The sequence below is a fragment of the Streptomyces sp. DSM 106670 genome (genome assembly GCF_055792845.1).
Map to the genome: position 1 here is coordinate 6,131,083 of NZ_CM147704.1, position 23,130 is coordinate 6,154,212.

Below are 23,130 nucleotides of genomic sequence, written 5' to 3' on the forward strand. Positions count from 1 at the left end.
CTCGTACAGATGCGTTTGTACGTGCTTCCGCTCTGCTCCAGCCTAGTAACGCCGTGTGAGCGTGGAAGCATGAACGAGACAACTCAACTCCCGTACTACCGCGCCGCCTTCTACTGCCGTGAGCGCAGGTCGATCCCGGTCGTACGGAAGTTCACCCGTAAGGCGCTGGTCGAGTGGGAGTGCGAAGCGCGCGCGGACGACGTGCTGCTCTGCGTAACCGAGCTGGCGACCAACGCCCTCCGGCACGGTGTGCCGCCGGGGCGTGGCTTCAAGGTCCACATCTACCTGGAGCGGGTCGAGAACATGATCCGCGTCGAGCTGCACGACAGCGGCGACGGTGAGGTGCGGCCGGCGGACGGGGTGCCGGGGGCCGACGACGAAGGCGGGCGTGGGCTGCTGCTCGTCGCCGCGGTGGCCGACAAGTGGGGCGTGGCCGAGCGGAACCCCGGCAAGATCGTGTGGTGCGAGTTCAGCATCGAATGAGTTGCCGTTTCGGCAAGGATGTTTGTCGTTTTGGCCGCACGGGCGCACTCTCGTCATCGAGCGGCGGCGGGTCCGGATGATCCGCAGCCACCTGATGAAGGAGGAGCGACATGCAGCAGCAGCGGTACGACGTGGTGATCGTGGGCGGCGGCGCGGCCGGTCTCAGCGGGGCGCTGACCCTGGCGCGGGCCCGGCGCTCGGTTCTGGTGATCGACGCGGGCGAGCCCCGTAACGCGCCCGCCTCGCACGTGCACAACTACCTGGGCCGCGAGTCGACCCCGCCCGGCGAGCTGCTGGCGATCGGGCGGGGCGAGGCGGCCGGGTACGGGGCGGAGATCGTCGATGGCCGGGTGGCCTCGGCCGAGCGGCTGCCCGGGGACGGGGAGCGGGGCTTCCGGGTGGTGACGGAGGACGGCCGGAGCGTCGAGGCGCGGCGGCTGCTGGTGACGACGGGGCTCGTCGACGAGCTGCCGCCCGTGCCGGGGCTGGCGGAGCGCTGGGGGCGCGAGGTGCTGCACTGCCCGTACTGCCACGGGCACGAGGTGGCGGACCGCCCGATCGGTGTGCTGGCCACCGGTCCCCTCGCCGTACATCAGGCGCTGATGTGGCGGCAGTGGAGCGAGGACGTGACCCTCTTCCTCCACACGGGTCCCGAGCCGTCGGAGGAGGAGTACGAGCAGCTGGCGGCCCGCGGCGTCGCGGTCGTGGACGGCGAGGTGGCGGGCCTGGAGGTCGCGGACGACCGGTTCACCGGCGTACGGCTGGCGTCCGGCCGGGTGATCGCGCGCGAGGCACTGGTGGTGCAGGCCCGGTTCGCCGCTCGCTCGGCGGTCCTGGAGTCGCTGGGTCTTGAGCCCGTGGCGCAGGAGATGGGCGGGGTGGTGATCGGTACGTACATCCCGGCCGACCCGACCGGGGCGACGGAGGTGCCCGGGGTCTGGGCGGCGGGCAACGTCACCCGCCTCACCGACCAGGTCATCGGTGCCGCCGCCGCGGGCCTCATGGCGGGCGGGGCGGTCAACGGCGACCTGATCGCCGAGGACACCCGGCTGGCGGTGGCGGCCCGGCGAGGGTGAGGGGGTGCGGTTACGAGTGCTGCGAGAGCTACGAGAACAGGGCGCCGAGGAGGTCCCGCGCCCACCCGAAGAACGTATGGATGAGCACCGCCAGGAGCACGAATATCCCGATGATCACGGCGGTGACCCAGGAGCAGCCGCCCCCGTCCCCCGCCTCGGGCTCGTCCCGTCCGCCCAGCTCAGCATCGAACAGATCCACGACCGCTCCTGTCCCGCCCCATCACCCGCCTCGCAGGGCCGGTGACCGGAGCCCCCCGGCTCCATGGGGTGAACACTCCCACGGCCGGGTGCGGCCGGCGGAGGCGGTGTCGTACTCAGAGGGGTAGGGGCAGGTACTCAGTCCCGTTTCCCGTCCGGCGTAACGCGGGCGCGCGGATGGCCGGGCCGCGGAGCGAGGCCGGGGGTCCGGGGCGCGGCCCATGTGTGAGCTTCCGTGACGGGGATACGCGAAGGGCCCCGGAAAGCCGGGAGCGAGGGCTTTCTCGACGAGTGGATTCGTCCGCGTTTGCCTACATTGGCAGGGGGTCAGTAGGGCAGTCGTGGTGGGAGCCATCGCCGACGCGTCTGCGGAAGACAAACAAGAGGAAACGACGACATGACCGACACCTCGCGCAAGCCGACCACCTCCGACTCCGGCGCCCCGGTGGAGAGCGACGAGCATTCGCTCACCGTCGGCCCGGGCGGGCCGATCCTGCTCCAGGACTCCTACCTGATCGAGCAGATGGCCCAGTTCAACCGCGAACGCATCCCCGAACGCCAGCCGCACGCCAAGGGCAGCGGCGCGTTCGGGAAGTTCGAGGTGACCGCGGACGTGTCCGCGTACACGAAGGCCGCGCTCTTCCAGCCGGGCGTCACCACCGACCTGGTGATCCGGTTCTCCACCGTGGCGGGGGAGCGGGGCAGCCCGGACACCTGGCGGGACCCGCGCGGCTTCGCGGTGAAGTTCTACACCAGCGAAGGCAACTACGACATGGTGGGCAACAACACCCCCGTGTTCTTCGTGAAGGACCCGATGAAGTTCCAGCACTTCATCCGGTCGCAGAAACGCCGGGCGGACAACAACCTCCGCGACCACGACATGCAGTGGGACTTCTGGACGCTCTCGCCGGAGTCGGCCCACCAGGTCACCTGGCTGATGGGCGACCGGGGCATCCCGCGCAGCTGGCGCCACATGAACGGCTACACCTCGCACACGTACATGTGGATCAACGCGCAGGGGCAGCGGTTCTGGGTGAAGTACCACTTCAAGACCGACCAGGGCGTCGAGACGTTCACGCAGCACGAGGCCGACCAGATGGCCGCCGTGGACACCGACTACCACACGCGTGATCTCTTCGAGCACATCCGCGACGGCGACTTCCCGAGCTGGACGCTGAAGGTCCAGGTCATGCCGTACGAGGATGCCAAGGACTACCGGTTCAACCCGTTCGACCTGACCAAGGTGTGGCCGCACGGCGACTACCCGCTGATCGAGGTCGGCCGGATGACGCTGGACCGCAACCCCACGGACAACCACGCGGAGATCGAGCAGGCGGCGTTCCAGCCGAACAACTTCGTCCCCGGCATCGGCCCGAGCCCGGACCGGATGCTGCTGGCGCGGCTGTTCAGTTACGCGGACGCGCACCGCCACCGCATCGGCGGCAACTACCAGCAGCTGCCGGTCAACGCCCCCGTCGCGCCGGTGAACACGTACTCCAAGGACGGGGCGATGGCGTACCGCAAGACCAGCGACCCGGTCTACGCCCCGAACTCCAAGGGCGGCCCGGAGGCGGACACGGCACGCTACGGCACCCCGCCGAGCTGGTACGCCGACGGTGACATCACCCGGGCGGCGTACGTCGACCACGCCGAGGACGACGACTGGGGCCAGGCGGGCACCATGGTCCGCGAGGTCCTGGACGACGCGGCGCGGGACCGGCTGGTGGACAACGTGGTGGGCCACCTGCTGAACGGGGTGACCGAGCCGGTCCTCCAGCGGGCGTTCCAGTACTGGTCGAACGTCGACGGCACGCTCGGCAAGCGCATCGAGCAGGGGGTGCGCGCGAAGGCGGGCGAGAAGGACCCGAAGGCGGCGGAGCAGGCCAACCCGGCACGCTCGTCGATGCAGCACAAGGCCTGAGGCCCGGGCCGCTGCCCGCTTCCGGGCGTACGACATGCAGGCCCTCACTCGTCGGCTTCGTCGGCCGCCGGGTGAGGGCCTGCGGCGCGTTCCTCGTCCGGTCGCCCGCGTACCGGGGGCCGGGGGAGGCCGTCCCGGTCGCCGGTTCTAGGCTGGCCGCGATCCCAGGGGGGGGCGGCGATGCAGCGATACGACTGGTACGGCGGCGAGGAGTCCGAGCGGAACCCGGACGCCGAGGCCGAGGCGCTCAAGGCGAAGGTGCACGCCGGTATCGCGGGAGGCTGCGGACTGACGGTGCTGCTGGCGGTCGTGGCGGGCACGATCCTGCTGGGCGTGGTGGTGGCGGTGGCCTGGGCCTGGATATCCAGCCGCCACTGATCCGGCCCGGGGCGGTGATTCCGTGGCACGCGCCACCGCCGCCCGGTCCTCCTCAGTGCTGGATCAGGCCGCCGACCGGGACGGGGCCGACGTGCCCGGAGGGCGGAAGCGTCCGCGCGAGATCGAGCCCGATGTCCACCAGCGAGGACCGGCGCAGGCGGCCGACGTCGGACAGCGGGGTCCACACCGACCCGGCGGTGTCGCCGTTCGGCTCGGGCCGGAGCCGGCCGCCGGTGACGCGGACGCGGTAGAAGACGCCGACGTTCTGCAGCTCGGGCGCCCCGGGCCGGCGGCGCTCGCCCGCCGGAATCACCCGTGAGTCCACGCCGAGCAGCCGCTCGACCACGGCCTCCAGACCGGTTTCCTCGGCGACCTCCCGGATCACCGCGTCGAACGGGTCCTCCGCGTGCTCGACTCCGCCGCCCGGAAGGGTCCAGGTGCGGTCGCCGTCCGGGCCCACGGCCAACGCGAGCAGCACCCGGCCGTCCTCGATGCACACCGCGTACGCGGCCAGTCGTCGATCCATCGCGCGAGGCTATACGCGGGGCGCGGAGAGCGGGCACCCCGCTCACCGCTCAAGATCATCAACGTGCAGAATGACCTGTATGTCGATATCGAACACGCCTCAGGCGGCCACGCTCGACGATGCCGCGTCGATCAGCGGCACGCTGGCCCGCGCCTTCCAGGACGACCCGATGATGGAGTGGTTCTTCCCCGGCGGCGCCTCGCGCGAGCCGGACCTGGTCCGCTACTTCACCACGATCTTCACCCGGCAGTACGGCCGCCACGGGGTGTGCGAGCGCACCGCGTCGGCGGCCGCGTTCTGGGTGGCGCCGGAGGGGCAGGAGAAGACCGTTCCCGACGCGGAGACGGTCGCGGAGCTGGAGGAGATCCTCGGCGACCGGGCGCCGCTGTTCCGGGACGCGGTCGCGGCCGCCGCCGAGCAGGGCCCCAAGGAGCCGCACTGGTACCTGGCGGTCATCGGCGCGGACCCGGCCGCCCGGGGCCAGGGGCACGGGGCGGCGCTGCTGCGTTCCGGACTGGCCAAGGCCGACGCGGCGGGCCTGCCGGTCTATCTGGAGTCCTCCAAGCCGGACAACCTGCCGTTCTACGAGCACTTCGGCTTCACGGTGCTCGGCGAGGCGCAACTGCCGGGAGGCGGGCCGGTGCTGTGGGTCATGCGGCGCGAGCCGCGGGCCGTCGACGCTTCGTAGAGGGGCACCGGCGCCGGCGGACCGCTGTGCTGCTCCGCGAACGTCCGCGGAGCAGCACAGGCGCGCGCGTTCGGCCGCTATGTGCACCAGGCCTCGGCGACTCCCGGTGCGTACGCACGCAGAAAATTCTCGATGTGCGTACGTCGTTCCTCGACCTTTCCGGAGTCCTCCACCTTCCCGGTGCGGATTTCCAGGGCCACATGGTCGAACTTTCCGGACCTGGTCTCCGGCATCTCGTACTGAGGCTGGTGCGGCTTAGGCAGGCAGGCCATCCAGGCGACGGCTCCGTCATCGCCCACCGCCGCACTGCTGACACCTCGGCCGAGCGAGATCCGTTGCAGGTCGGTGTACTTGTCGGCGGCCTCTCTCGCGATGTCGAGCTCTCCGGTCTGACGGGAGAAGGAGACCGACAGATCGATGCCTTTGTCGACCACCACGCCACAATTGACATGTTCGCCGGAGCGCTGGCGTATCTCTCGGAACGACTCCTTGACGGACTTTCCAGGAGGTAGCAGCGGTTTCATGTTCGATGGCTGGACGTCGATGCCGCAGACCTTCTCGGGGATCGAGTAATCGTATTCTGTCTGCTTTCCTGAACACCCGAGGAGCAGCAGCGCGGAGGCCGCTCCGAACACTGCAAGTTTCGCGTAGCGCACTATGACCCCTTGCTCCCGAGCCGGCGTGCAGCGGTACCGCTCCCATCGCTCCTGCGCCACACGGCCTCCTGTGTTTCATCACCACACCGGTGATCATCCTAGGTGGTGCAGGAAAGGTTCTGTCGACAACTATGCGCATTCTCAAGGCCCTTGCGCCAGGACGAGAATGGCGCACGCGCACTTATGGCGAAGGGCGCGTGCGGCGCGACGGTGACCGTGCGGGTCGCGATCGAAGACCGGGCGAACGCTTCCTCGTGTGCTCGGCGGAGGGTGTTGTGCGGGATGCTCTCCGACGCCGAAGGGGCAGGAGGCTCCGACGTGGGCACGGCTCACCGGCCGCAGTGCGGACCACCAGAAGAAAGAAACGTTTCTCTCGGGAGGCGCTGGTCAGGGAGGGCGGTCAGAAGCGCCGGTCACAGACGCGGCTGGTGGGGAGGCGTGGCCGGGTCGTGGGGGAGCGCAGCGGAGAATGGTTTCTCCTCGCCTCGTGCGTGCTCGTCCGACGAACGTCGGGCGCCGGTCCAGATGGCCTCCAGCCCGAGCGTGCGGTGCGTGTCCGGGCTTCTCCACGGCTGGTTGATGTCGGTCACCTCGTGAGGATGGTCATACGGCGGTGACTCCGGCGATGCGTCGCGCTCAAGGCTGTCCAGTCGCCGTTCGAAGTCCGCCTGGAGACGATTCATCGTGGCGAGGAAGTCCCTGAGCAGGATGTGTTCTTCAGTCATGGGGTGCCGCGTTCCTCCGAGAGACTTCTGCTGTCACATCCCGACAACGACATGGCCGGGTCGAGGGAACGTGGCGTTCGAGTGAGCGCACGGAGGCGCGCCAGGGCGCGTGGACACCCGGTGCGAGCTGCCCGTGCGGCCGCGGTCCTAGGGCGAGCGGCCGATGCGCGCATGATCGCTCACTCCCTAAGCTCCCTGGACGAGCGGCCGTCCACGGCCGGCCGATCCATGCCGACCAGGAGGTAGCGCGATGCCGGCAGACGCCACGGCTCACGTGCGCATCGCCCGCCCGTCCCGTGACCTCGCGGCGGCGGAACGCTTCTGGGTCGCGGGGCTCGGCCTCGACGTCCAGTACCGCCACGAGGCGGACGGCACGCCGGGCCACCACTCGCTGCTCATGGTCGGCTGGCCCGGCGCCGCCTGGCACCTGGAACTCGTCCACGACCCGGCGGCCCCCGTGGAACCGCGCCCGACGCCCGAGGACCTGCTTGTGGTCTACCTCGGCGAAGAGGTGCCGGACGCTCTCGTGGGCCGGCTCGAACAGCACGGCGGCACGCGGGTGCCCGCGCACAACCCGTACTGGGATACCTGGGGCGTCACGCTCCGGGACCCGGACGGCTATCTGCTGGTGCTGTCCACCCGGACGTGGTCGTGACCCGCCTGCCGAGGGCAGTACGCGCCCGCCTCGTACCGGATTCCGCACAGCGGCCGGCCGGGCCACCTGCGACCTGATCGTCCCGCTGTCAGCCGGTCCACGGCGGGGCGCGTCCCGCTGAGGGGCGTGGTTCAGGACGGGTTCGCCTCCGGGATGTCCACGTAGCCGATCACGTGCCGTGTCCGGCCGGGCCCGGGGCCGGCATCGGCGTACCGGCTGACGGCTCGGGTGATCTCGGCGGCCAGCGCCGCGTGTTCATCGGCGTCGAGCCAGACCGCGGCCTGCCGGTAGGCGAGCCCGTCGGCTTCGGGGTCGGTGTCCGGTGCGGCGAGATACCGCTCGAAGTCCGCCATGAGCGCCCCGGTGAAGACGGAGAAGGCCACCTGGTGGTCCTCCTGCGTCAGATGGCCCGACCGCATGAGCAGGTCGGTGGTCCGCAGACGGTAGCAGCGCTCCGTCGCCCCGCGTACGCGCTCCTCCCGCGCCACTTCGAGCACGTCGGCCTCGTGGAGGGCGGCGATGTGCCGGTACAGCGTCGCGGGGGCGATGTCGGGCATCCTCTCGCGCAACTGAGCGGTGGTGAACTCGTTGCCGAGCAGCGCCTGGATGATCCGGAGCCTGACGGGATGAAGGGTGGGGTTCGCGGCAGCCATGGGGTTATATTCTCACATCTGAGATTGTTATCGAATGTGAGAATGATGGAGGCGGCGCCATGCGTGAGACCACGGTCACCGTTCACACCGGGGACGGCACCCCGCTGGGAGGCACCCTGACCCTCCCCGAAGGGGACGGTCCCTTCCCCGCCGCGCTCATCCTGCACGGCTCGGGCCCGCTCGACCGCGACGGCAACACCCCCCGGCTGAAGGCGAACCTGGGCCCCGCGCTCGCCTCCGCCCTCGCCGATCACGGCGTGGCCTCCCTCCGCTACGACCGGCGAGGCACCGGCTCCACCCCCGGCGACTGGCAGGCAGCCGGATACTCCGACAACCGGCAGGACGCGGCAGCGGCAGTGCGAATGCTGAAGAGCCGCGCCGACATCGATCCGGACGGTGTCGGCGTGGTCGGCCACAGCGAAGGGGCCCTGCACGCCATGGCCCTGGCCGCCGACGGCGATGTCGCGGCCGCCGCCGTCCTGGCCGGATACGCCCGCACCGGAGAATCCGCGCTCGCCTGGCAGGCCCGCTCCGTCCTGGAGTCGATGCCCGCCCTCGTCCGGCTGCCGGGGCGCCTCATCGCCTCCGGTGGACTGCCCTCCCGGCTGCTGAACCGGATCAAGGCCGGCTCCGCCGACAAGGAGCGCATCGGGGGAAGGTGGGTGAACGCCCGCTGGATGCGCGAGATGCTCGCCCATGACACCCGGGAGGACCTCGCCGCGATACGCGTGCCCGTCCTGGCCGTCACCGGCGACAAGGATCTGCAGGTCGATCCCGACGACCTCGACCGGATGGCCGGCCTTGTCCGGGGCGAGGTCGAGACCCGCCGGCCCGCCGACCTCACCCACCTTCTGCGCCGCACCCCCGCCAAGCCCTCGCTCCTCGCCTATCGCCGTCTGCTGCGTGAGCCCGTCGACCCCGAAATCCTCACCCTCGTCGCCGACTGGCTGCGCCCCTGCCTGACCGGAGCTCGGTGAGCGGCGTCATCCGCCCGAGCGGCGTCCGGCGTCCGGCTGTGGGCGGTACGTATAAACCGCACGTATACACCACGTGTATAGACCCTGTGTATAGTCAGGGCATGGCTGCTACCGATGCGATCACTTCACCCCGCCTGCGCTTGAAGAATGCCCCGAGCGCGTCTGTTCTGTGCTTCGGCGTCGGGCTCGTCGGGGGCGTTCTGACCAACCTGCTGCAGGGCTGGCTGCCGGGGGCGTGGAACAACTTGGCGAACTCCGGCGCGGTGTGGACGATGTTCGCGTTCGCCGCGGGCGTCGCCCTCGCGAACCGTACCGACGGCCATCGCGTTCCGGCGGCAGCCGGAGCCCTGGCGGAGATCGGGCTCGTCGTCGGCTACTACGGGTATGCCGAGTTCGGGCGGGACGGAATGGGCTCTCTCACCTTTCCGCTGCTCTGGCTCGCCATGGCATGTGTCGCGGGGCCGCTGTTCGGCATCGCGGGCGCGTGGTCGAGGCGCGGTACGCAACCCTGGCGGCGTTACGTCGCGCTCGGCGCACTCGGGGGCCTCTTCGGCAGTGAAGGCCTCCACTACTGGCTCGGCCTCGGGTATGCGCCTCAGGCGGTGGCCTGCGGGGCTCTCGCCTGCGGCCTGCCGTTGCTGCTGGGGCGGACCTGGAAGGAACGCGGTCTGAGCCTCGCCGTGGCGATCCCCGCGTCCTTCCTCACGTATCAAATCCTTTACGGCCTCCTGAACGCGGTGTCCGGCTGAGTGAGCCCGCAGGTGAGGAGCGCGTCTGTCAGTGGTGGCGTCTAGCGTTCGCGCCATGACCGTCACCTATGTCATCCCCGGCCAAGTCGGCCAGTCCGCCCACGAGTTGCTGGACGCCGTGCGCGCAGGCCGTACGGACACCGTCGGCAAGCTGCTGGACACGCTCACGCCCGCCGAACGGCGGGACTGCGTACCGGTCCTGAAAGCGTGGCGCAAGAGCCTGCGGGCGAGCGGCGACGACCTGCCCGTCGACCTGGGCAGGTCGCTGCTGCTGGCCGGGGCGTGCTGCTGCACAGGTGCGGCGGACGCGGCCCAGTGGCTGGCCGACCGGGAGCTGCGGTGGGCCGCCGGGCCGGACCGCTCGTTCGTCGTCGAGGCGCTGCGGGACCGCGACCCGAAGTGGCTGGGCCAGGTGGTGCGGCGGCTGGCCGCGCGGCAGGCCGTGGCCGAGTCCGAGTACGAACTGATCGCGGCGCTGGTGCGGGCCGCGGGCTGCGAGCCGCCCACCACGGACGGCTTCGTCCTCGGCTGGGAGAGCAGCATCCGCGTCGGCGGCGAGGACACCGGGGACAGGCTGCGCGCGGACCCGTTCGTGACGGTGATGGTCCCCCGGCTCTTCGAAGTGCCGGGGACGGGAACCGATTTCCAGTACAGCCTGCCGGACGACCCCGGGTGGCCCCGGGCGCTCGCCGGGCTGGCCGAGGAAGGCGTGCTCGACCGCGGGATGCTGATCGACGGCTGTCTTTCCAAGCTGCTCGGCCCCGAGCGGATGGGCGTCGTGCGGGGGTTCCTGGAGTTGCTGGCCGCGCTGGACCCGACCGAGGACGAGCGGGCGGCGCGCACGGCCACCTGGGTGGGCATGGTGCCCGACGCCCATGCCCTGGCGGCGGCGCGTGCCCAGGAGACGCTGGCGGGGCTGGACGAGGCGGGCAGACTGGAGACTGGGCATCTGATCGAGGCGTCCCGGGCCGCGCTGTTCCGCCCGGAGAAGAAGATCGTGCGCTTCCAACTCGCCCTGCTCGACCGAGCGATGAAGCGCGACCCGGCCCGCACGGACGAACTGCTCCCGGTGGCCGCCGATGGGTTCGGGCATCAGGAACACAGCCTTCAGGAACGGGCGCTGGCTCTGGTGGTCCGGCATCACCGGCGCGCGAGCGGAGCCGTGCGGGCCGAACTCGCCGAGAAGGCCCGCCTGCTTTCGCCGGGCCTGCGCCGACGCGCGGCGGAGACCTTCGGTGCCGCGGCGGCCGGTCAGGAGGAGGGCGTCCGCGTGCCGGAGGCCGATGCGCTGCCGCCCGTGCCGAGCGCCGAACGGCTCGCGCCGGTGCCGGCGTCCGCCGCCGTACTCGCCGCGGAGGTCGGCGCGGTGCTGCGCGGAGACGACACCCCGGCTCGGCGCGAAGAGGCGCTGAACGGTCTGGTGACGTGGTTCCACACCGATCCGGCAGCTCTGCGCACCGCTCTGGAATCCGTCGTGGCACAGCAGGACGATCCTCCGCTGTGGGGTGGCGCGCGGGTCGTGTCGGATCTGGAGTTCGTCCTCCTGTCCGTCATGGGCACGGCCTCGGAGCAGGACGCCGAGCACGTCCGCCACCGAGCCCTGGAACACCAGTGTCCGCACTCCGCGCCGCGTTCGGTAGGTCTCGCCCGGGCCGCCGAGATCGGGGCCCGGATGGCACGGGGTGACGCGCTGCCGTTCCTGCTGGCCACGCCCACCTGGGCGACCGGGACCATCGACCCGACCGAGCTGGTGAGGCGGCTCGCCGCGTACGAGGGGGCGGGCGTGGTGCCCGGGGAGGCCGACTTCCTCCAGGCGCTGCTCCGGCTCGACCGTGAGGTGTCTCCCGAGGCGGTGACCGCCTCGGCGCGGCTCACCTCACCGGCGGGCCGCCGCCTCGCCGACCGGCTGGCTTCGGGAGTACTGCCCGACCCCGCCGTCTTCCGTGAGACGGAGCGGCTGCGGCTGCGCACACCGCGGCCCGGTGTCCTCGTCCGCGTCGAGGCCGCTGAGGGGCACGCGGATCTGCCCGAGCCGTTCCGTTCGCTGCTCGCCGCACACGATCCTGTCGGCAGCCCCTGCGCGTGCGGGGGCGGTGTGGAGAGTTCGCCGCACATCCTGGCTGTGCTGCCGCAACACCGTGAGATTCTCGCGGCGCGGATGCTGACGGGAATCGCGGTCGCGGCCGAGTTCGACAACCGCGGCGTGGGCACGACCGCGCTCCCCGCGCTGGCCGAGTCGGGCGGGCCCGTCGGACCGGCGACCCACCTCGTGCTGGCCTACGGTCTCGGGGCCCGGGGCGACGACGAGCGGGTGTCCGCCGTGGACGCGCTGCTGATGCTGGCCGCCGCCGGGGCGCTCGACGCGGAGCGCCTCGGCCGGGACCTCGCCGAGCTGACCCGGCTGCGCCGGCTGAAGCCGCAGCGGTTCGTGGCCGCGTTGCGGACGGCGGTGGCCTCGGGTGCCGTGGCCACGGTGTGGGGCGTGCTCTCGGCCGCTCTTCCGCCGCTGCTGGCGGGCGACCCGCCGCAGGGTCTTCTCGCCGTGCTGACCCTCGCGGCCGAGTGCGCCGAGCACTCGCCGGCCGGCGGGGCGATACCCGGTGTCGACGGACTCGCGGGCCGGCCCGGCTCGTCCCAACTGGTCAAGCAGGCGCGGCGGATCCAGGCCGCGACCGGCGACGCCGCGCGGGCGGGCACCGTGTGACCGACCGTCGGACGGGCCGACGGATCAGCCGGCCCGTCCGACGGTCGGCCACGCCGTTCACCCGGTCACGCCGTTCACCCGGTACAGCATCACCCGATAGTTGCGGTTGTCGTACCACTGGCTGACGGTCAGGTGGAGATCGGCGACGGTGGAGCCCGGAACGATGAATCCGCCGTACGGGCTCGCCACGGCGTTGCCGGTCTCCCGGCCGGGGACGGTCGGGACGATCGTCGTCTGTTCCGGCGTGGTGAACAGGTTCGAGGTGGGCCCGGCGAAGACCTGGGCCCTGATGTCCAACGGGCTCATGTTCAGCCAGCTGAGCACGTACCGGCCGTCCATCGCCCGGAAGCAGATCTCGCCCCAGCGCCTGGCCCCGGTCACCGACGTCGGCGGATTGCCCCAGTCCCACCGGCCGTCCGCGTACCCCCAGGGCTGGTAGGCCGCAGGGGTGCCCAGCGCGTCCTGCGGCACCCGGTGGAGCAGCAGGCCCGACACCGCGTCCCGGTCGAACGCGGTGGACAGGACGTAGCAGTAGCCGTCGTCGGCGACCGCGTAGGTCTTCTGCTGGAACTGGCCGCCGTACTGGTCGCCCGCCCACTGGCAGAGGTAGTGCCAGGTCGCGCCGTTGTCGTCGGAGCGCCAGAAGTCCGTGTGGTGGGTGCGGTAGATCACCCCGCGCATCAGGTGCATGTACATCGTGGAGCCGACGGTGAACACATCGGACGGGATGGCGGTGGTGCCCCCGTTGTGGCTCTCCGGGACCAGGCCGACGGCGCGGGTTCCCCCTACCGCGCCGTCGACCAGCAGCGCCCCCGGCGCTGCGTTCGAGGACCGCAGCGCCACGGGCGAGCGCCAGTCCGGTCCGCCGACGCCCTCGCCGTCGAAGGTGTCGCCGCAGACGAGGAGCACCGACCCGTCGGGGCACCGGACCGGGATGCCGAGGTCCGTCCACGGTGCGGCGAACCGCCCCGTCAGGGCGGGCCCGGTGAGGTCGCGCACCTTCGCCCCGGTGACGCGCGGGGCGGCGACCGCCCCGCGCCCGCCGGCGCCCACGCCCGCCACGGCGAGTCCGCCGATCGCCGCGGAGCGCAGCAGAGCCCGCCGGCTCGGGCCGTCGGCCTCGTACGGGACCGGGCTGGGCGGACGCGTCCTCTGCATGGCGGGCTCCCTGCTGGGTCGGACGGAGGGGGGAGGAGGTGAGGGGAGGGGAGGATCAGGCTTTACGGAGGCGGGCGACGATCCCGTCCAGGTCGCGGCGGAAGAGGTCGGGGCGTACGAAGTGACCGCCGGGCACCTCGTGCCACTCGTGCGGAATTCCGGCCGAGCCGAGGCGGCCGCGGAACTCCCGCTGCCCGGCGAGGACCTGGGTCTCGTTGATGGTGTCGAACCAGTTGACCGGGTCCGGGCTGGTTCCGGCCACCAGGAAGACCCGCTTGTTGCGGTAACTCTCCACCCGCTGCACCGGGTTGTCGGCGTTGACCCGCGCCTCGTCCCACAGCGGCGCGCCGTAGACCGTGCCCCCGCCCAGCTCCACGGCGGCCGAGGAGAGGTTGGCCCAGTGGGTGACGAGGCCCGCGTCGCGGCGCAGGCTGGCCGGGCCGGAGTGGGAGCTGACCGAGGCGAAGTGGCCGTAGTACTTGGCCGCGTACTTCAGGGCGCCGAAGCCGCCCATGGAGAAGCCGGAGACGGCCCGGCCGTCGTACTCGGCGTACGTACGGAAGTTGGCGTCGACCCAGGGCAGCAGCTGGGCGATGTGGAAGGTCTCCCAGTTGCGGGGGCCGACGTTGGAGCTGACTGGGTTGGAGTACCAGCCGGCGTGTCCGCCGTCCGGCATCACGACGATGAGCGGCTTCCCGGCGGTCCACGCGCGGATGCCCATCCGGTCGAAGGTGATGAAGTCCTGGTCGGTGCCGCCCCCGTGGAACAGGTAGAGGACCGGGTATCTGCGGCCGGAGGTGTGGTAGCCGTCCGGGAGCAGGACGTTGACGCCGGGGTTCCAGCCGATGGCGGAGGTGGCGAAGCGGTAGTAGCGCATCCGGGCGTCGGACTCGTTGCGGTCCACGATGCGCAGGCCGAATCCGTCGCCGGTGGCGTGGGCGGCGGAGGCGGATGCCAGGACTCCTCCCGCGCCGAGCGCGGTCAGGGCGGTGAGCGAGGCGGCGGACTTCAGCACACCTCGGCGGCTGGGGTGGGCGGTGTTCAACACGGACTCCAGGGTCGGGAAGCGGTGAACAGGTCGATGCCCGGGGGGAGCCGTCGCACGGGTCGGCGGAGCGGCTCCCGGGCCGGGCCGGGACGGTGGGTGAGCCGGTGGAGCTGATCTCCGTGGGCGGAGACGGCCGGCCCGGCGGTGGAAACAGGGTCGCGGCCTCGCGAGAACCCGCGCAAGTCCTGTAAGCCCAGGCTTACATGGGCTCCCGGTGGCCGCGGCCCCCGGCCGCCGGGAGCGTGCGGCTCCCGCCCGCCGTGGGGGGAGAGGCGTCCGAGGCCGTACGGACCGCCGCCGCAGCCCGCCGCGCCGTCACCCGCCGGTCGAGGTCGCGCCGCCACCCACCGGCCGTGGGCGCGGGTGTCACTCGCCGCCGACCCGGGCCTCCGCCCCCGCCCACGTCTCCGGCGCCCACACCCCCGACCGCTTCAGCGACGCCGGGCAGTGGCGGAAGATCTCGTCGATCTCGACGACCAGGGCGAGCTTCGGGCGCTGGCCCTTCAGCGTCATCGTGTCGAAGAACGGGGCGTCCGTGAGGATGTGGGCGCGGCCGTTGATGCGCAGGACGTCCATCGCGCCGGGTATCAGGTAGAGCAGGCCCACGTGCGGGTTGGCCAGGATGTTGTGGAAGCTGTCCGCGCGGCGGTTTCCCGGGCGGTCGGGCAGGGCGATGGTGCCCGGGTCCAGGACGTGGGTGAAGCCGGGGGTGTCGCCGCGCGGGGTGGAGTCGCAGTTGCCGGCCGCGTCGGACGTGGCCAGGGTGCAGAACGGGGAGCGGGCCAGTAGGGCCAGGTCCTCGTCGGTGAGCCGGTCGTGGACCTTGTCGATGACGATCGGGTGCGGGGTGCCCAGCAGCTCGCGCAGTTCGTCCGCCGAGCCCAGGGGCACGGCCCCGGCCAGCGGACCGGTGGCGGGGGCTGTGGTGTCGGCGGGGTCGGCGTACGACAAGGAAGGGGCTCCGAAGCTCGTGGGGTGCGGCAGCGCGCTGTCGAACTGACGCTGTTAGGGTGACCTTACTTTGGGCCCCCTTGTGTTCCCCGTCCGGGGTGGACCGGTCGACGAGGGCGTCTCCCGTACCCCAGGGGTGCCCCCGGCGCCGACGAACAAGCGTGAGGAACGACAAGTGCAGTACCGCATTCCGGCCGCCCCGGTGGCCGGGTCGTGAGCGGCTCGGCCCTCCTGGAGAAGGAGAAGCCGCCGGGCGGCGGCAAGGAGACGCGGCGCAGGCGCAGTCGGCCCGTGCTCGCCCTCGGACTCCTGGCCGCCCTCGCCGTGCTCTTCCTCACCGTGGTCGCCAGCCTCGCCGTCGGATCCGGCGATGTGCCCTTCCGCGATGTCGTCGACGGGGTCCTCGACCCGGACGTCTCCGTCAAGGGGCAGCTCATCGTCCAGGAGGTCCGCATCCCGCGCACCGTCGCCGGGCTGCTCGCCGGCGTGGCGCTCGGCCTCGCGGGCACGGTGATGCAGGGCGTCGCCCGTAACCCGCTCGCCGACCCCCAGCTCCTCGGCATCAACGCCGGCGCGTCCGTCGCCGTCGTGTGCTCGATCACGCTGCTCGGGTTCACGGTCGCCACCCAGTTCATCTGGTTCGGCTTCCTCGGCGCGCTGCTCGCCGCCCTCCTCGTGTACGGGGTCGGCTCGCTCGGGCGGGAAGGCGCGACGCCCGTGAAGCTCGCGCTGGCGGGGGCCGCGACCGCCGCGGTCCTCACCTCGGTGACCAGCGCGATCCTGCTCCAGGACCGGGGCAGCTACGACCAGTTCCGGTTCTGGCAGCTCGGCGCGCTGACCGCGCGGAGCTCCGAGGTGCTGTGGCAGGTCTCGCCGTTCATCGCGGTCGGCACCGTCCTCGCGCTGGCCCTCGGACCGCAGCTCAACGCCCTCTCCCTCGGCGACGACCTGGCCCGCGGCCTCGGCCAGCGCGTCGGGGCCATCCGGATGGTGTCCGCCCTCGCCGTGGTGATCCTGTGCGGCGCGGCCACCGTCGTCGCCGGGCCCATCGGCTTCGTCGGGCTCGCCGTACCGCACGCCGCCCGTCTCATCACCGGACCCGACTACCGCTGGGTGCTCCCGTACAGCATGGTGCTCGCCCCGATCATGCTGCTCGTCGCCGACATCGTCGGCCGGGTCATCGCCCGCCCCGGCGAGGTGCAGGTCGGCGTGATCACCGCCGCCATCGGCTGCATCCCGTTCATCTGGCTGGTCCGGCGCAGGAAGCTGGTGGAGCTGTGACCGCGCCCCGCCCCGACAGCCCGATGAACGACAGCCCGATGAACGGCAGCCCGATGAACGGCAGCCCGGTGACCGGAACCACCGTGAGCGGGTCCCGCCTGAAGGAGACCGCGTCCGCGACCGACGCCCGGCTCGCCGACGCCGTACGCCGGGTCTCCGCCGTACGCGGCCGGAGCCTGCGACGCTCCGTCCTCGTCGGCACCGGCCTGCTCGCCGCCGTGCTCGTCGTGTTCGGCGTCTCGCTCAGCTACGGCGAACTGGTGACGCCGATCGACAAGGTGGTGGCCACCCTGTTCGGCGGCGGCGACGGCGGATCGCAGTTCGTCGTGCTGGAACTGCGGCTGCCCCGGGCCCTCCTCGCGATTCTCGTCGGCACCGCCTTCGGGCTCTCCGGAGCCGTCTTCCAGACCGTCCTGCGCAACCCGCTCGCCAGCCCTGACCTCATCGGCATCAGCGCCGGGGCCAGCGCGGTCGCCGTCACCGCCGCCCTGCTCTTCCAGGTCAGCGGACTCGCGCTCTCCGCCAGCGCCCTCACCGGTTCGCTGGTCGCCGGAGCCGCCATCTATCTGCTCGCCTGGCGGCAGGGCATCGCCGGGCAGCGCCTGGTCCTCGTCGGCATCGGCGTCGGCATGGGGCTCTCCAGCATCGTCTGGTACGTGATGGCCCGCTCCGAGGTCACCGACGCGCAGGAGGCGTTCCGCTGGCTCGCGGGCAGCCTCAACGGCCGCTCCTGGAACCAGGTGTGGCCGCTGCTCATCGCCCTCGGCCTGCTCGTACCGCTGACCGTCCTCGCCGCCCACGCGCTGCGCCCCCTCCAGCTCGGGGACGACGCGGCCGCCGGGCTCGGCGCGAAGGTCGAGGGCGGCCGGCTCGCGCTGCTGGGCTGCGCGACCGCGCTCGCCGGGGTCGCGACCGCCGCCGCCGGACCCGTCGGGTTCGTGGCGTTCGTCGCCGCGCCGATCGCCCGCCGCCTGGTCCCGGGCCGGGGCGCCGCCCTGCCGCAGGCGGCCCTGACCGGGGCGCTGATCGTCCTGGTCGCCGACTTCGGGGCGCAGCACCTGTTCCCGGTGCAGCTGCCGGTGGGCGTGGTCACCAGCATCATCGGCGCCCCGTATCTGCTCCTGCTCCTGGCCCGCGCCAACCGCGTCGGCAGCGGGGGCTGACATGGAGAAGCGGATGGTTCAAAAAGACGACGACGAAAGGCGTGGCCCTGCCGTGGCCGAACACACTCTGGAAGCCCGGGACGTCCGGCTCGGCTACGGCGAACGCGAGATCGTCCCCGGTCTGAGCGTGACCGTGCCGCCCGGGAAGATCACCGTCATCGTCGGCCCCAACGCCTGCGGGAAGTCGACCCTGCTGCGGGCGATGGCCCGGCTGCTGGCTCCCTCCGCCGGGGCGGTGCTCCTGGACGGCCGGTCCATCCAGGAGATGCCGACCAAGGAGGTCGCCTCCGTGCTCGGGATCCTGCCGCAGAGCCCCACGGCCCCGGAGGGCATCACCGTCTCCGACCTGGTCGGGCGCGGCCGCTACCCGCACCAGGGCTGGTTCCGCCGGTGGAGCTCCGAGGACGACGAGGCGGTCGCGCAGGCGCTGCTCTCCACCGACGTCCTCGAACTCGCCGACCGTTCCGTGGACGAGCTCTCCGGCGGCCAGCGCCAGCGGGTGTGGATCGCGATGGCACTGGCCCAGCGCACGGACATCCTGCTGCTCGACGAGCCGACGACCTTCCTGGACGCCAGCCACCAGCTGGACGTCCTGGACCTGCTCACCGACCTCAACCGCGAGCGGGGCGTCACCATGGTGGCCGTGCTGCACGATCTGAACCTGGCCTGCCGGTACGCCGACCACATGATCGCGATGCGGGCGGGGCGGATCGTCGCGGAGGGCCGGCCGGTCGACATCGTCACGGAGGAGCTGGTCGGCGAGGTCTTCGGGATGCGCTGCTCGGTGATCGAGGACCCGGCGTCGGCCACCCCGATGGTCGTGCCGCTGGGCCGCCACCACGTCAAGGACCCGGCCGCCTGAGCCGCGTACGTACGGGGAGCAGCCCTTCGGGTCAACCCGATGGCACCGTTGTCATTAGGTGAGGCTAACCTAAAGGGTATGAACGCTTCCGCTCCCCGTACCCGGCGCCCTCGCCGCACCCCCATCCTCATGGCCGGTGCCGTCGCCGCCCTCCTCGTCGGCCTCTCGGCCTGTGGCTCGTCGGACGACTCCGACAGCTCCGCGTCCTCCTCCGCCTCCGGCGGCGCCTCCGAAGGCGCCTTCCCGGCCAAGGTCGAGACGAAGTTCGGCGAGGTCTCCGTCGACAAGCAGCCCAAGCGCATCGTCGCGCTCGGCTGGGGCGACGCCGAGACCGTGCTCGCGCTCGGCGGCCAGCCGGTCGGGGCCAGCGACTGGCTGCCGTTCGGCGGCGAGGGCGTCGGCCCGTGGGCCAAGGGCATGTACGACAAGAAGCCCGAGCTCATCGGCACGATGGAGCCGGAGTTCGAGAAGATCGCCTCCCTCCAGCCCGACCTGATCCTGGACACCAAGTCCAGCGGCGACCAGACCCGTTACGACACCCTGAAGAAGATCGCCCCGACCGTGGGCGTGCCGAAGGGCGGCGACCAGTACAAGATCTCGTGGGAGCAGCAGACCACGATGATCGCCGCCGCCATGGGCGTGCCGGAGAAGGGCAAGGAGCTGATCGCGGAGACCGGGAAGAAGTTCGAGGCCGCCGCGAAGGCCCACCCCGAGTTCAAGGACAAGACGATCACGGTCGGCTCGCGCACGTCCGAGGGCTTCGGCGTCTACGTCGGCGGCACCGGACGCATCGACTTCGTCGAGCGGCTCGGCTTCAAGAACAACCCGAAGGCCGAGGCCCAGGCCGGCGAGGGCTTCTCCGTCTCCGTCTCCAAGGAGAACCTGGACCTGCTCGACGCCGATCTGACGGTCATGACCCCGATCGGCATCCCGGCCGCGGACATCAGCAACGACCCGCTGTACAAGGCCGTCCCGTCGGTGAAGGCGGGCAACGACATCGTCTTCGACGACCAGGACATCTCGCAGGCGTTCGCCACGGACTCGATCCTGTCCGTCTCGTACGCGCTGGAGAAGGTCGTCCCGCTCTTCGCGGAGAAGGTCGCGAAGTAGCCGCCCGGCGCACACACGCGCAGCGCCCCGTCCCCGGGAGATCCGGGTGCGGGGCGCTGCGCGTGTGTACGGAGGAGGTCAGGCCGCCGGGGCCGCCTTGATCGCGGAGATGTCGAAGGTCAGCTTCACCTTGTCGCTGACCATCACACCGCCGGTCTCCAGAGCCGCGTTCCAGGTCAGGCCCCAGTCCGAGCGCAGGATGTCGGTGCTGCCCTCGAAGCCGACGCGCTCGTTGCCGTAGACGTCGGTGGCGGAGCCGTTGAACTCCAGGTCGATGGAGAGCGGGCGCGTGACGTCCTTGATGGTCAGGTCGCCGGTGACCCGGTACGTGTCGCCGCCGCGCTGCTCGGCCTTGGTCGAGCGGAACGTCATGAGCGGGAACTTCTCGGCGTCGAAGAAGTCGCCGCTGATCAGGTGGCCGTCGCGGTCGGCGATGCCGGTGTCGACACTGGCGATCTTCACGTCGATGGAGGCGGAGGAGTTCGCCGGGTCCGTGCCGTCCAGCACCAGGGTGCCCTCGTGCTCGGCGAAGGAGCCGCGCACATTGGTGACCATGGCGTGGCGCACCGTGAAGCCGATGCTGCTGTGGGCCGGGTCCAGGGTGTACGTGCCGGTCAGGGCGGCAAGCGCCGGGTCCACCGCGGGGGCCTCGGTGACGGTGGTGGCAGTCGACTTGCGGGTGAACAGAGCCATGGCTCCTCCTCGGGGGACGCGTTCGTGGAGGTTGTTTAACCTTCAACGAGATCGACCATAACTCCATCTTGTTCAAATTTCAACATCTGTCTCCGGTGTGGTCGCCACCGCCTCGGCGAAGGTCCGCGGCGGGCGGCCGAGAGCGCGCTCGACGCCGTCCGACACCTGCGCGTCCGTGCCCAGACGGAGGGACTCGGCCGCGTTGGCGAGGGCCTGCGCGACCTCGGCCGGCACGCCCTGCCGCCCGAGCTCGACGACGTACTCCCGTCTCGACAGCGGTACGTAGCGGACGGTGCGGCCGGTGGCCTCGGAGAGGGTGGTGGCCACCTCGGTGAGCGTCACCGCTCCGGGGCCGGACAGCTCATAGGTCCGGCCCGTGTGGCCGTCCTCGGTGAGAGCGGCGGCCACCACCGCGGCGACGTCGTCTGCGTCCAGGAACGCGGCGGCGCCCTCGCCGGCTCCCTCACCGGCCGGCAGTCGCAGCTCACCGGCGCGGACGGCGTCGGCGTAGATGCCCTCGGTGAAGGTCTGCGCGAACCAGCCCGGGCGGCTGATCGTCCACTCCAGCCCGCTGTCGCGCACGGCGGCCTCGCTGTCGAGCGCCGCGTCCCGGACGACGTCGCTGCCCGGGAGGTAGCCGGGATCGTCGATGCCGCGGCCCGAGGCCAGGACGACGCGCCGCACTCCGTGGCGCACCGCGCTGTCGAGGAACGGGCGGACGAGGCGGCTGCCGTTGAGCTGTACGAGGTAGAGCGCGCGTACGCCGTCGAGTGCGGCGTCCCAGGTGTCGGGGTCGGTCCAGTCGAAGGGGTGCTCGCCGGTGCGGGACGCCGCGCGCACCGGTACCCCGCGGGCGCGCAGTCGGGTCACGACGCGGCGGCCGGACTTGCCGGTGGCCCCGGTGACGAGGACCGGTCGTGCGTCGTGGGCGGGGCGGGTGGCGGAGGCGGGTGAGGTGTTCGTGGCCGGGTGTGTGTTCATGATCCGAGCCAATCAGCGCGGGTTGCGGGCCTCCATGCTCCGGACGATCCGGCCGATGTCCTGACGTCTACACTCGGGGCGGTGGATGCCGTATCCGAGCTGCTGGCGGACGTATGGGGCCGCGGCGCGGTGTTCCGGCCGACGGTCCTGCGGCCGCCCTGGTCGCTGCGGATGTCCACCGGTGCTCCGCTGATGGTGGCCATGATGGTGCGGGGCCACGCCTGGGTGGTGGCCGACGGGCGGGAGCCGTTGCGTATCGCCGAGGGCGACATCGCCGTCATCCGCGGCGACGTGCCGCACGTCGTGGCCGACGCCCCGTCGCCGGGCCCCGCCCGGACGGTCACCGCGAGCGACTACTGCCCCGGGGGAACCGGGCCCACGCGCTCCTGCGGCAGGCCGGAGGACGGTCGCGACGGCGGTTTCGACGACGGCCCCGTGCTGCTCAGCGGCGCGTTCACGGGCCGGGGCGGCGTCGGCGAACGTCTGCTGAACGTCCTGCCCGCCGTCCTGGTCACGCCGTCCGCCGGCAGCGCCGTCCCGGCGCCGCGGGCGATGGCCGAGGAGGTGACCCGCGCCCGGCCGGGGCAGATGCTGGTCGTCGAACGGCTGCTGGACCTGGTCCTGGTCGCGGCGGTGCGCGGGTGGTTCGACGATGCCCCGGGCCGGTGCCGCGCCCTGGACGACCCGTGGACGGCCGCCGCCCTGCGGCTGATGCACGACGGCCCGGCGCACCCGTGGACGGTGGCCGAGCTGGCGGCGGCGGCCGGGGCGTCACGGGCGGCGTTCGCCCGCCGCTTCACCGCGCTGGTCGGTCAGCCTCCGATGGCCTACCTGACCGGGTGGCGGATCGGCCTCGCCGCCGAACTGCTGCGCGACACCGATCTGACTGTCGAGGCGGTCGCGCGGCGCGTTGGGTACTCGGGGGCGTTCGCGTTGAGTGCGGCGTTCAAGCGGGTGCGCGGATCAAGACCCAGCGAACACCGCCGCCCGCCACCCGCGCCGGCCGACCCGTAGCCCGTTCCCGGGTGCCCATTCCAGCCCGTCCGGCGCCCCCTCCAGCCGGTCCGGGTGCGCCCCTGGCCCGTCCAGCGCCCCCTCCAGCTCGTCCGGCGTTTGAGGACGGAACCTGCGAGCGCGTTGCCGGGCGCGCACAACCAGCCCGTCCAGCGCCCCCCTCCAGCCCGTCCGGCGTTTGAGGACGGAACCGTTGAGCACGTTCTCGGGTGCCGATCAGGAGCTCCCGCGCCCGGGGTCCGTGAAGAGCCGCCCACCCGGCCGAAGGGTTCCGTCCTCAATCGCCGGACGGGCTTGAAAGGGGCAGGGCTCCGTCCTTAAGTGCCGGGCGGGCTCGAAGGGGTCGAGCGTTCCGTCAAGGGCGTGCTCGCCCGAGAAGGGGGACGCCCTCGGGCGCCGAATGGGCTTGGGCGGGCTCGGAAGGGGGGGCAAGGGGGACGCCCTCGGGCGAGGGGGCGGGTGGTCGCCCCGGTCGTCGGC

The 23,130-nt window shown here is 71.9% G+C and carries 24 protein-coding genes; 14 read left to right on the forward strand and 10 right to left on the reverse strand.

Going from position 1 to position 23,130, the window contains the following annotated elements; all coding sequences use genetic code 11:
- The first annotated feature begins 69 nt into the window (after nucleotides 1-69).
- Both ACSMXR_RS27260 and ACSMXR_RS27265 read left to right on the forward strand, forming a co-directional pair.
- The gene (locus ACSMXR_RS27260) at nucleotides 70-483 is read left to right on the forward strand and encodes an ATP-binding protein (RefSeq protein ID WP_473170124.1); all 414 of its coding nucleotides are present in this window, start codon (nucleotides 70-72) and stop codon (nucleotides 481-483) included.
- Between the two features lie 110 nt (nucleotides 484-593).
- Complete coding sequence (locus tag ACSMXR_RS27265) at nucleotides 594-1,559, forward strand: NAD(P)/FAD-dependent oxidoreductase (RefSeq protein WP_473170125.1); 966 nt, start codon at nucleotides 594-596, stop codon at nucleotides 1,557-1,559.
- Between the two features lie 28 nt (nucleotides 1,560-1,587).
- On the opposite strand, the gene ACSMXR_RS27270 is transcribed toward ACSMXR_RS27265, so the two are convergent.
- The gene (locus ACSMXR_RS27270) at nucleotides 1,588-1,758 is read right to left on the reverse strand and encodes a hypothetical protein (protein ID WP_170994671.1); all 171 of its coding nucleotides are present in this window, start codon (nucleotides 1,756-1,758) and stop codon (nucleotides 1,588-1,590) included.
- Nucleotides 1,759-2,154: 396 nt separating this feature from the next.
- On the opposite strand from ACSMXR_RS27270, the gene ACSMXR_RS27275 reads away from it, so the two are divergent.
- Nucleotides 2,155-3,678: a catalase gene (locus ACSMXR_RS27275; RefSeq protein ID WP_381909532.1), complete on the forward strand. Its 1,524-nt coding sequence runs from the start codon at nucleotides 2,155-2,157 to the stop codon at nucleotides 3,676-3,678.
- Between the two features lie 180 nt (nucleotides 3,679-3,858).
- A complete protein-coding gene (locus ACSMXR_RS27280; protein ID WP_137234591.1) occupies nucleotides 3,859-4,056 on the forward strand; it encodes a hypothetical protein in 198 nt (65 codons plus the stop codon).
- Between the two features lie 52 nt (nucleotides 4,057-4,108).
- Here ACSMXR_RS27280 and ACSMXR_RS27285 read toward each other — a convergent pair whose 3' ends face one another.
- On the reverse strand, nucleotides 4,109-4,582 hold the full coding sequence (locus ACSMXR_RS27285; protein WP_137234592.1) for an NUDIX hydrolase: 474 nt from the start codon (nucleotides 4,580-4,582) through the stop codon (nucleotides 4,109-4,111).
- Nucleotides 4,583-4,652: 70 nt separating this feature from the next.
- On the opposite strand from ACSMXR_RS27285, the gene ACSMXR_RS27290 reads away from it, so the two are divergent.
- Nucleotides 4,653-5,270 (forward strand): GNAT family N-acetyltransferase, encoded by a 618-nt coding sequence (locus ACSMXR_RS27290; protein WP_170994672.1) that lies wholly within the window; start codon nucleotides 4,653-4,655, stop codon nucleotides 5,268-5,270.
- A 77-nt stretch (nucleotides 5,271-5,347) separates the two neighbouring features.
- Here the strand turns inward: ACSMXR_RS27290 and ACSMXR_RS27295 are convergent, their stop codons facing one another.
- Nucleotides 5,348-5,986 carry a hypothetical protein gene (locus ACSMXR_RS27295; RefSeq protein ID WP_473170126.1) on the reverse strand — a complete coding sequence of 213 codons (639 nt, stop codon included), beginning with the start codon at nucleotides 5,984-5,986 and terminating at the stop codon, nucleotides 5,348-5,350.
- A 353-nt stretch (nucleotides 5,987-6,339) separates the two neighbouring features.
- A complete protein-coding gene (locus tag ACSMXR_RS27300) occupies nucleotides 6,340-6,651 on the reverse strand; it encodes a hypothetical protein (RefSeq protein ID WP_473170127.1) in 312 nt (103 codons plus the stop codon).
- A 250-nt stretch (nucleotides 6,652-6,901) separates the two neighbouring features.
- On the opposite strand from ACSMXR_RS27300, the gene ACSMXR_RS27305 reads away from it, so the two are divergent.
- Nucleotides 6,902-7,306 carry a VOC family protein gene (locus ACSMXR_RS27305; RefSeq protein ID WP_473170128.1) on the forward strand — a complete coding sequence of 135 codons (405 nt, stop codon included), beginning with the start codon at nucleotides 6,902-6,904 and terminating at the stop codon, nucleotides 7,304-7,306.
- Between the two features lie 131 nt (nucleotides 7,307-7,437).
- On the opposite strand, the gene ACSMXR_RS27310 is transcribed toward ACSMXR_RS27305, so the two are convergent.
- Entirely contained in the window at nucleotides 7,438-7,959 is a 522-nt protein-coding gene (locus ACSMXR_RS27310) for a helix-turn-helix domain-containing protein (protein ID WP_381909526.1), read from the reverse strand.
- Between the two features lie 59 nt (nucleotides 7,960-8,018).
- On the opposite strand from ACSMXR_RS27310, the gene ACSMXR_RS27315 reads away from it, so the two are divergent.
- The 3 genes from ACSMXR_RS27315 to ACSMXR_RS27325 all read left to right on the forward strand — a co-directional run bounded on the left by ACSMXR_RS27315 (nucleotide 8,019) and on the right by ACSMXR_RS27325 (nucleotide 12,389).
- Entirely contained in the window at nucleotides 8,019-8,936 is a 918-nt protein-coding gene (locus tag ACSMXR_RS27315) for an alpha/beta hydrolase family protein (protein ID WP_473170129.1), read from the forward strand.
- Between the two features lie 101 nt (nucleotides 8,937-9,037).
- Nucleotides 9,038-9,685 (forward strand): DUF6518 family protein, encoded by a 648-nt coding sequence (locus ACSMXR_RS27320; RefSeq protein ID WP_473170130.1) that lies wholly within the window; start codon nucleotides 9,038-9,040, stop codon nucleotides 9,683-9,685.
- 55 nt (nucleotides 9,686-9,740) lie between these two features.
- Complete coding sequence (locus ACSMXR_RS27325; protein ID WP_473170131.1) at nucleotides 9,741-12,389, forward strand: DUF7824 domain-containing protein; 2,649 nt, start codon at nucleotides 9,741-9,743, stop codon at nucleotides 12,387-12,389.
- A 57-nt stretch (nucleotides 12,390-12,446) separates the two neighbouring features.
- On the opposite strand, the gene ACSMXR_RS27330 is transcribed toward ACSMXR_RS27325, so the two are convergent.
- The 3 genes from ACSMXR_RS27330 to ACSMXR_RS27340 form a co-directional block, all read right to left on the reverse strand.
- Nucleotides 12,447-13,547, reverse strand: a complete 1,101-nt coding sequence (locus ACSMXR_RS27330; protein ID WP_473170132.1) for a DUF4185 domain-containing protein — start codon at nucleotides 13,545-13,547, stop codon at nucleotides 12,447-12,449.
- 55 nt (nucleotides 13,548-13,602) lie between these two features.
- On the reverse strand, nucleotides 13,603-14,595 hold the full coding sequence (locus ACSMXR_RS27335) for an alpha/beta hydrolase (protein ID WP_381789326.1): 993 nt from the start codon (nucleotides 14,593-14,595) through the stop codon (nucleotides 13,603-13,605).
- A gap of 366 nt (nucleotides 14,596-14,961) precedes the next feature.
- A complete protein-coding gene (locus tag ACSMXR_RS27340) occupies nucleotides 14,962-15,546 on the reverse strand; it encodes an MSMEG_1061 family FMN-dependent PPOX-type flavoprotein (protein ID WP_473170133.1) in 585 nt (194 codons plus the stop codon).
- A gap of 213 nt (nucleotides 15,547-15,759) precedes the next feature.
- On the opposite strand from ACSMXR_RS27340, the gene ACSMXR_RS27345 reads away from it, so the two are divergent.
- The 4 genes from ACSMXR_RS27345 to ACSMXR_RS27360 all read left to right on the forward strand — a co-directional run bounded on the left by ACSMXR_RS27345 (nucleotide 15,760) and on the right by ACSMXR_RS27360 (nucleotide 19,962).
- The gene (locus ACSMXR_RS27345; RefSeq protein WP_381909517.1) at nucleotides 15,760-16,827 is read left to right on the forward strand and encodes a FecCD family ABC transporter permease; all 1,068 of its coding nucleotides are present in this window, start codon (nucleotides 15,760-15,762) and stop codon (nucleotides 16,825-16,827) included.
- A 53-nt stretch (nucleotides 16,828-16,880) separates the two neighbouring features.
- Entirely contained in the window at nucleotides 16,881-17,990 is a 1,110-nt protein-coding gene (locus ACSMXR_RS27350; protein WP_473172451.1) for a FecCD family ABC transporter permease, read from the forward strand.
- Between the two features lie 13 nt (nucleotides 17,991-18,003).
- On the forward strand, nucleotides 18,004-18,852 hold the full coding sequence (locus tag ACSMXR_RS27355) for an ABC transporter ATP-binding protein (protein WP_364885317.1): 849 nt from the start codon (nucleotides 18,004-18,006) through the stop codon (nucleotides 18,850-18,852).
- Between the two features lie 78 nt (nucleotides 18,853-18,930).
- Nucleotides 18,931-19,962, forward strand: a complete 1,032-nt coding sequence (locus ACSMXR_RS27360; protein ID WP_473170134.1) for an iron-siderophore ABC transporter substrate-binding protein — start codon at nucleotides 18,931-18,933, stop codon at nucleotides 19,960-19,962.
- A 78-nt stretch (nucleotides 19,963-20,040) separates the two neighbouring features.
- Here ACSMXR_RS27360 and ACSMXR_RS27365 read toward each other — a convergent pair whose 3' ends face one another.
- Entirely contained in the window at nucleotides 20,041-20,655 is a 615-nt protein-coding gene (locus tag ACSMXR_RS27365; RefSeq protein ID WP_473170135.1) for a YceI family protein, read from the reverse strand.
- Nucleotides 20,656-20,727: 72 nt separating this feature from the next.
- Nucleotides 20,728-21,636, reverse strand: coding sequence for an NAD(P)H-binding protein (locus ACSMXR_RS27370; RefSeq protein ID WP_473170136.1), 909 nt, complete (start codon nucleotides 21,634-21,636; stop codon nucleotides 20,728-20,730).
- A gap of 81 nt (nucleotides 21,637-21,717) precedes the next feature.
- Between ACSMXR_RS27370 and ACSMXR_RS27375 the strand changes: the two genes are divergently transcribed.
- On the forward strand, nucleotides 21,718-22,650 hold the full coding sequence (locus tag ACSMXR_RS27375; protein ID WP_473170137.1) for an AraC family transcriptional regulator: 933 nt from the start codon (nucleotides 21,718-21,720) through the stop codon (nucleotides 22,648-22,650).
- The last annotated feature ends 480 nt before the right edge of the window (nucleotides 22,651-23,130 follow it).

Excerpts from the sequence above, each read along its gene's own strand:
- ACSMXR_RS27260 (WP_473170124.1), top strand. The coding sequence starts at position 70 with ATGAACGAGACAACTCAACTCCCGTACTACCGCGCCGCCTTCTACTGC.
- ACSMXR_RS27265 (WP_473170125.1), top strand. The coding sequence starts at position 594 with ATGCAGCAGCAGCGGTACGACGTGGTGATCGTGGGCGGCGGCGCGGCC.
- ACSMXR_RS27275 (WP_381909532.1), top strand. The coding sequence starts at position 2,155 with ATGACCGACACCTCGCGCAAGCCGACCACCTCCGACTCCGGCGCCCCG.
- ACSMXR_RS27280 (WP_137234591.1), top strand. The coding sequence starts at position 3,859 with ATGCAGCGATACGACTGGTACGGCGGCGAGGAGTCCGAGCGGAACCCG.
- ACSMXR_RS27285 (WP_137234592.1), bottom strand. The coding sequence starts at position 4,582 with ATGGATCGACGACTGGCCGCGTACGCGGTGTGCATCGAGGACGGCCGG.
- ACSMXR_RS27290 (WP_170994672.1), top strand. The coding sequence starts at position 4,653 with ATGACCTGTATGTCGATATCGAACACGCCTCAGGCGGCCACGCTCGAC.
- ACSMXR_RS27300 (WP_473170127.1), bottom strand. The coding sequence starts at position 6,651 with ATGACTGAAGAACACATCCTGCTCAGGGACTTCCTCGCCACGATGAAT.
- ACSMXR_RS27305 (WP_473170128.1), top strand. The coding sequence starts at position 6,902 with ATGCCGGCAGACGCCACGGCTCACGTGCGCATCGCCCGCCCGTCCCGT.
- ACSMXR_RS27310 (WP_381909526.1), bottom strand. The coding sequence starts at position 7,959 with ATGGCTGCCGCGAACCCCACCCTTCATCCCGTCAGGCTCCGGATCATC.
- ACSMXR_RS27315 (WP_473170129.1), top strand. The coding sequence starts at position 8,019 with ATGCGTGAGACCACGGTCACCGTTCACACCGGGGACGGCACCCCGCTG.
- ACSMXR_RS27320 (WP_473170130.1), top strand. The coding sequence starts at position 9,038 with ATGGCTGCTACCGATGCGATCACTTCACCCCGCCTGCGCTTGAAGAAT.
- ACSMXR_RS27325 (WP_473170131.1), top strand. The coding sequence starts at position 9,741 with ATGACCGTCACCTATGTCATCCCCGGCCAAGTCGGCCAGTCCGCCCAC.
- ACSMXR_RS27330 (WP_473170132.1), bottom strand. The coding sequence starts at position 13,547 with ATGCAGAGGACGCGTCCGCCCAGCCCGGTCCCGTACGAGGCCGACGGC.
- ACSMXR_RS27350 (WP_473172451.1), top strand. The coding sequence starts at position 16,881 with ATGAACGGCAGCCCGGTGACCGGAACCACCGTGAGCGGGTCCCGCCTG.
- ACSMXR_RS27355 (WP_364885317.1), top strand. The coding sequence starts at position 18,004 with ATGGTTCAAAAAGACGACGACGAAAGGCGTGGCCCTGCCGTGGCCGAA.
- ACSMXR_RS27360 (WP_473170134.1), top strand. The coding sequence starts at position 18,931 with ATGAACGCTTCCGCTCCCCGTACCCGGCGCCCTCGCCGCACCCCCATC.
- ACSMXR_RS27365 (WP_473170135.1), bottom strand. The coding sequence starts at position 20,655 with ATGGCTCTGTTCACCCGCAAGTCGACTGCCACCACCGTCACCGAGGCC.
- ACSMXR_RS27370 (WP_473170136.1), bottom strand. The coding sequence starts at position 21,636 with ATGAACACACACCCGGCCACGAACACCTCACCCGCCTCCGCCACCCGC.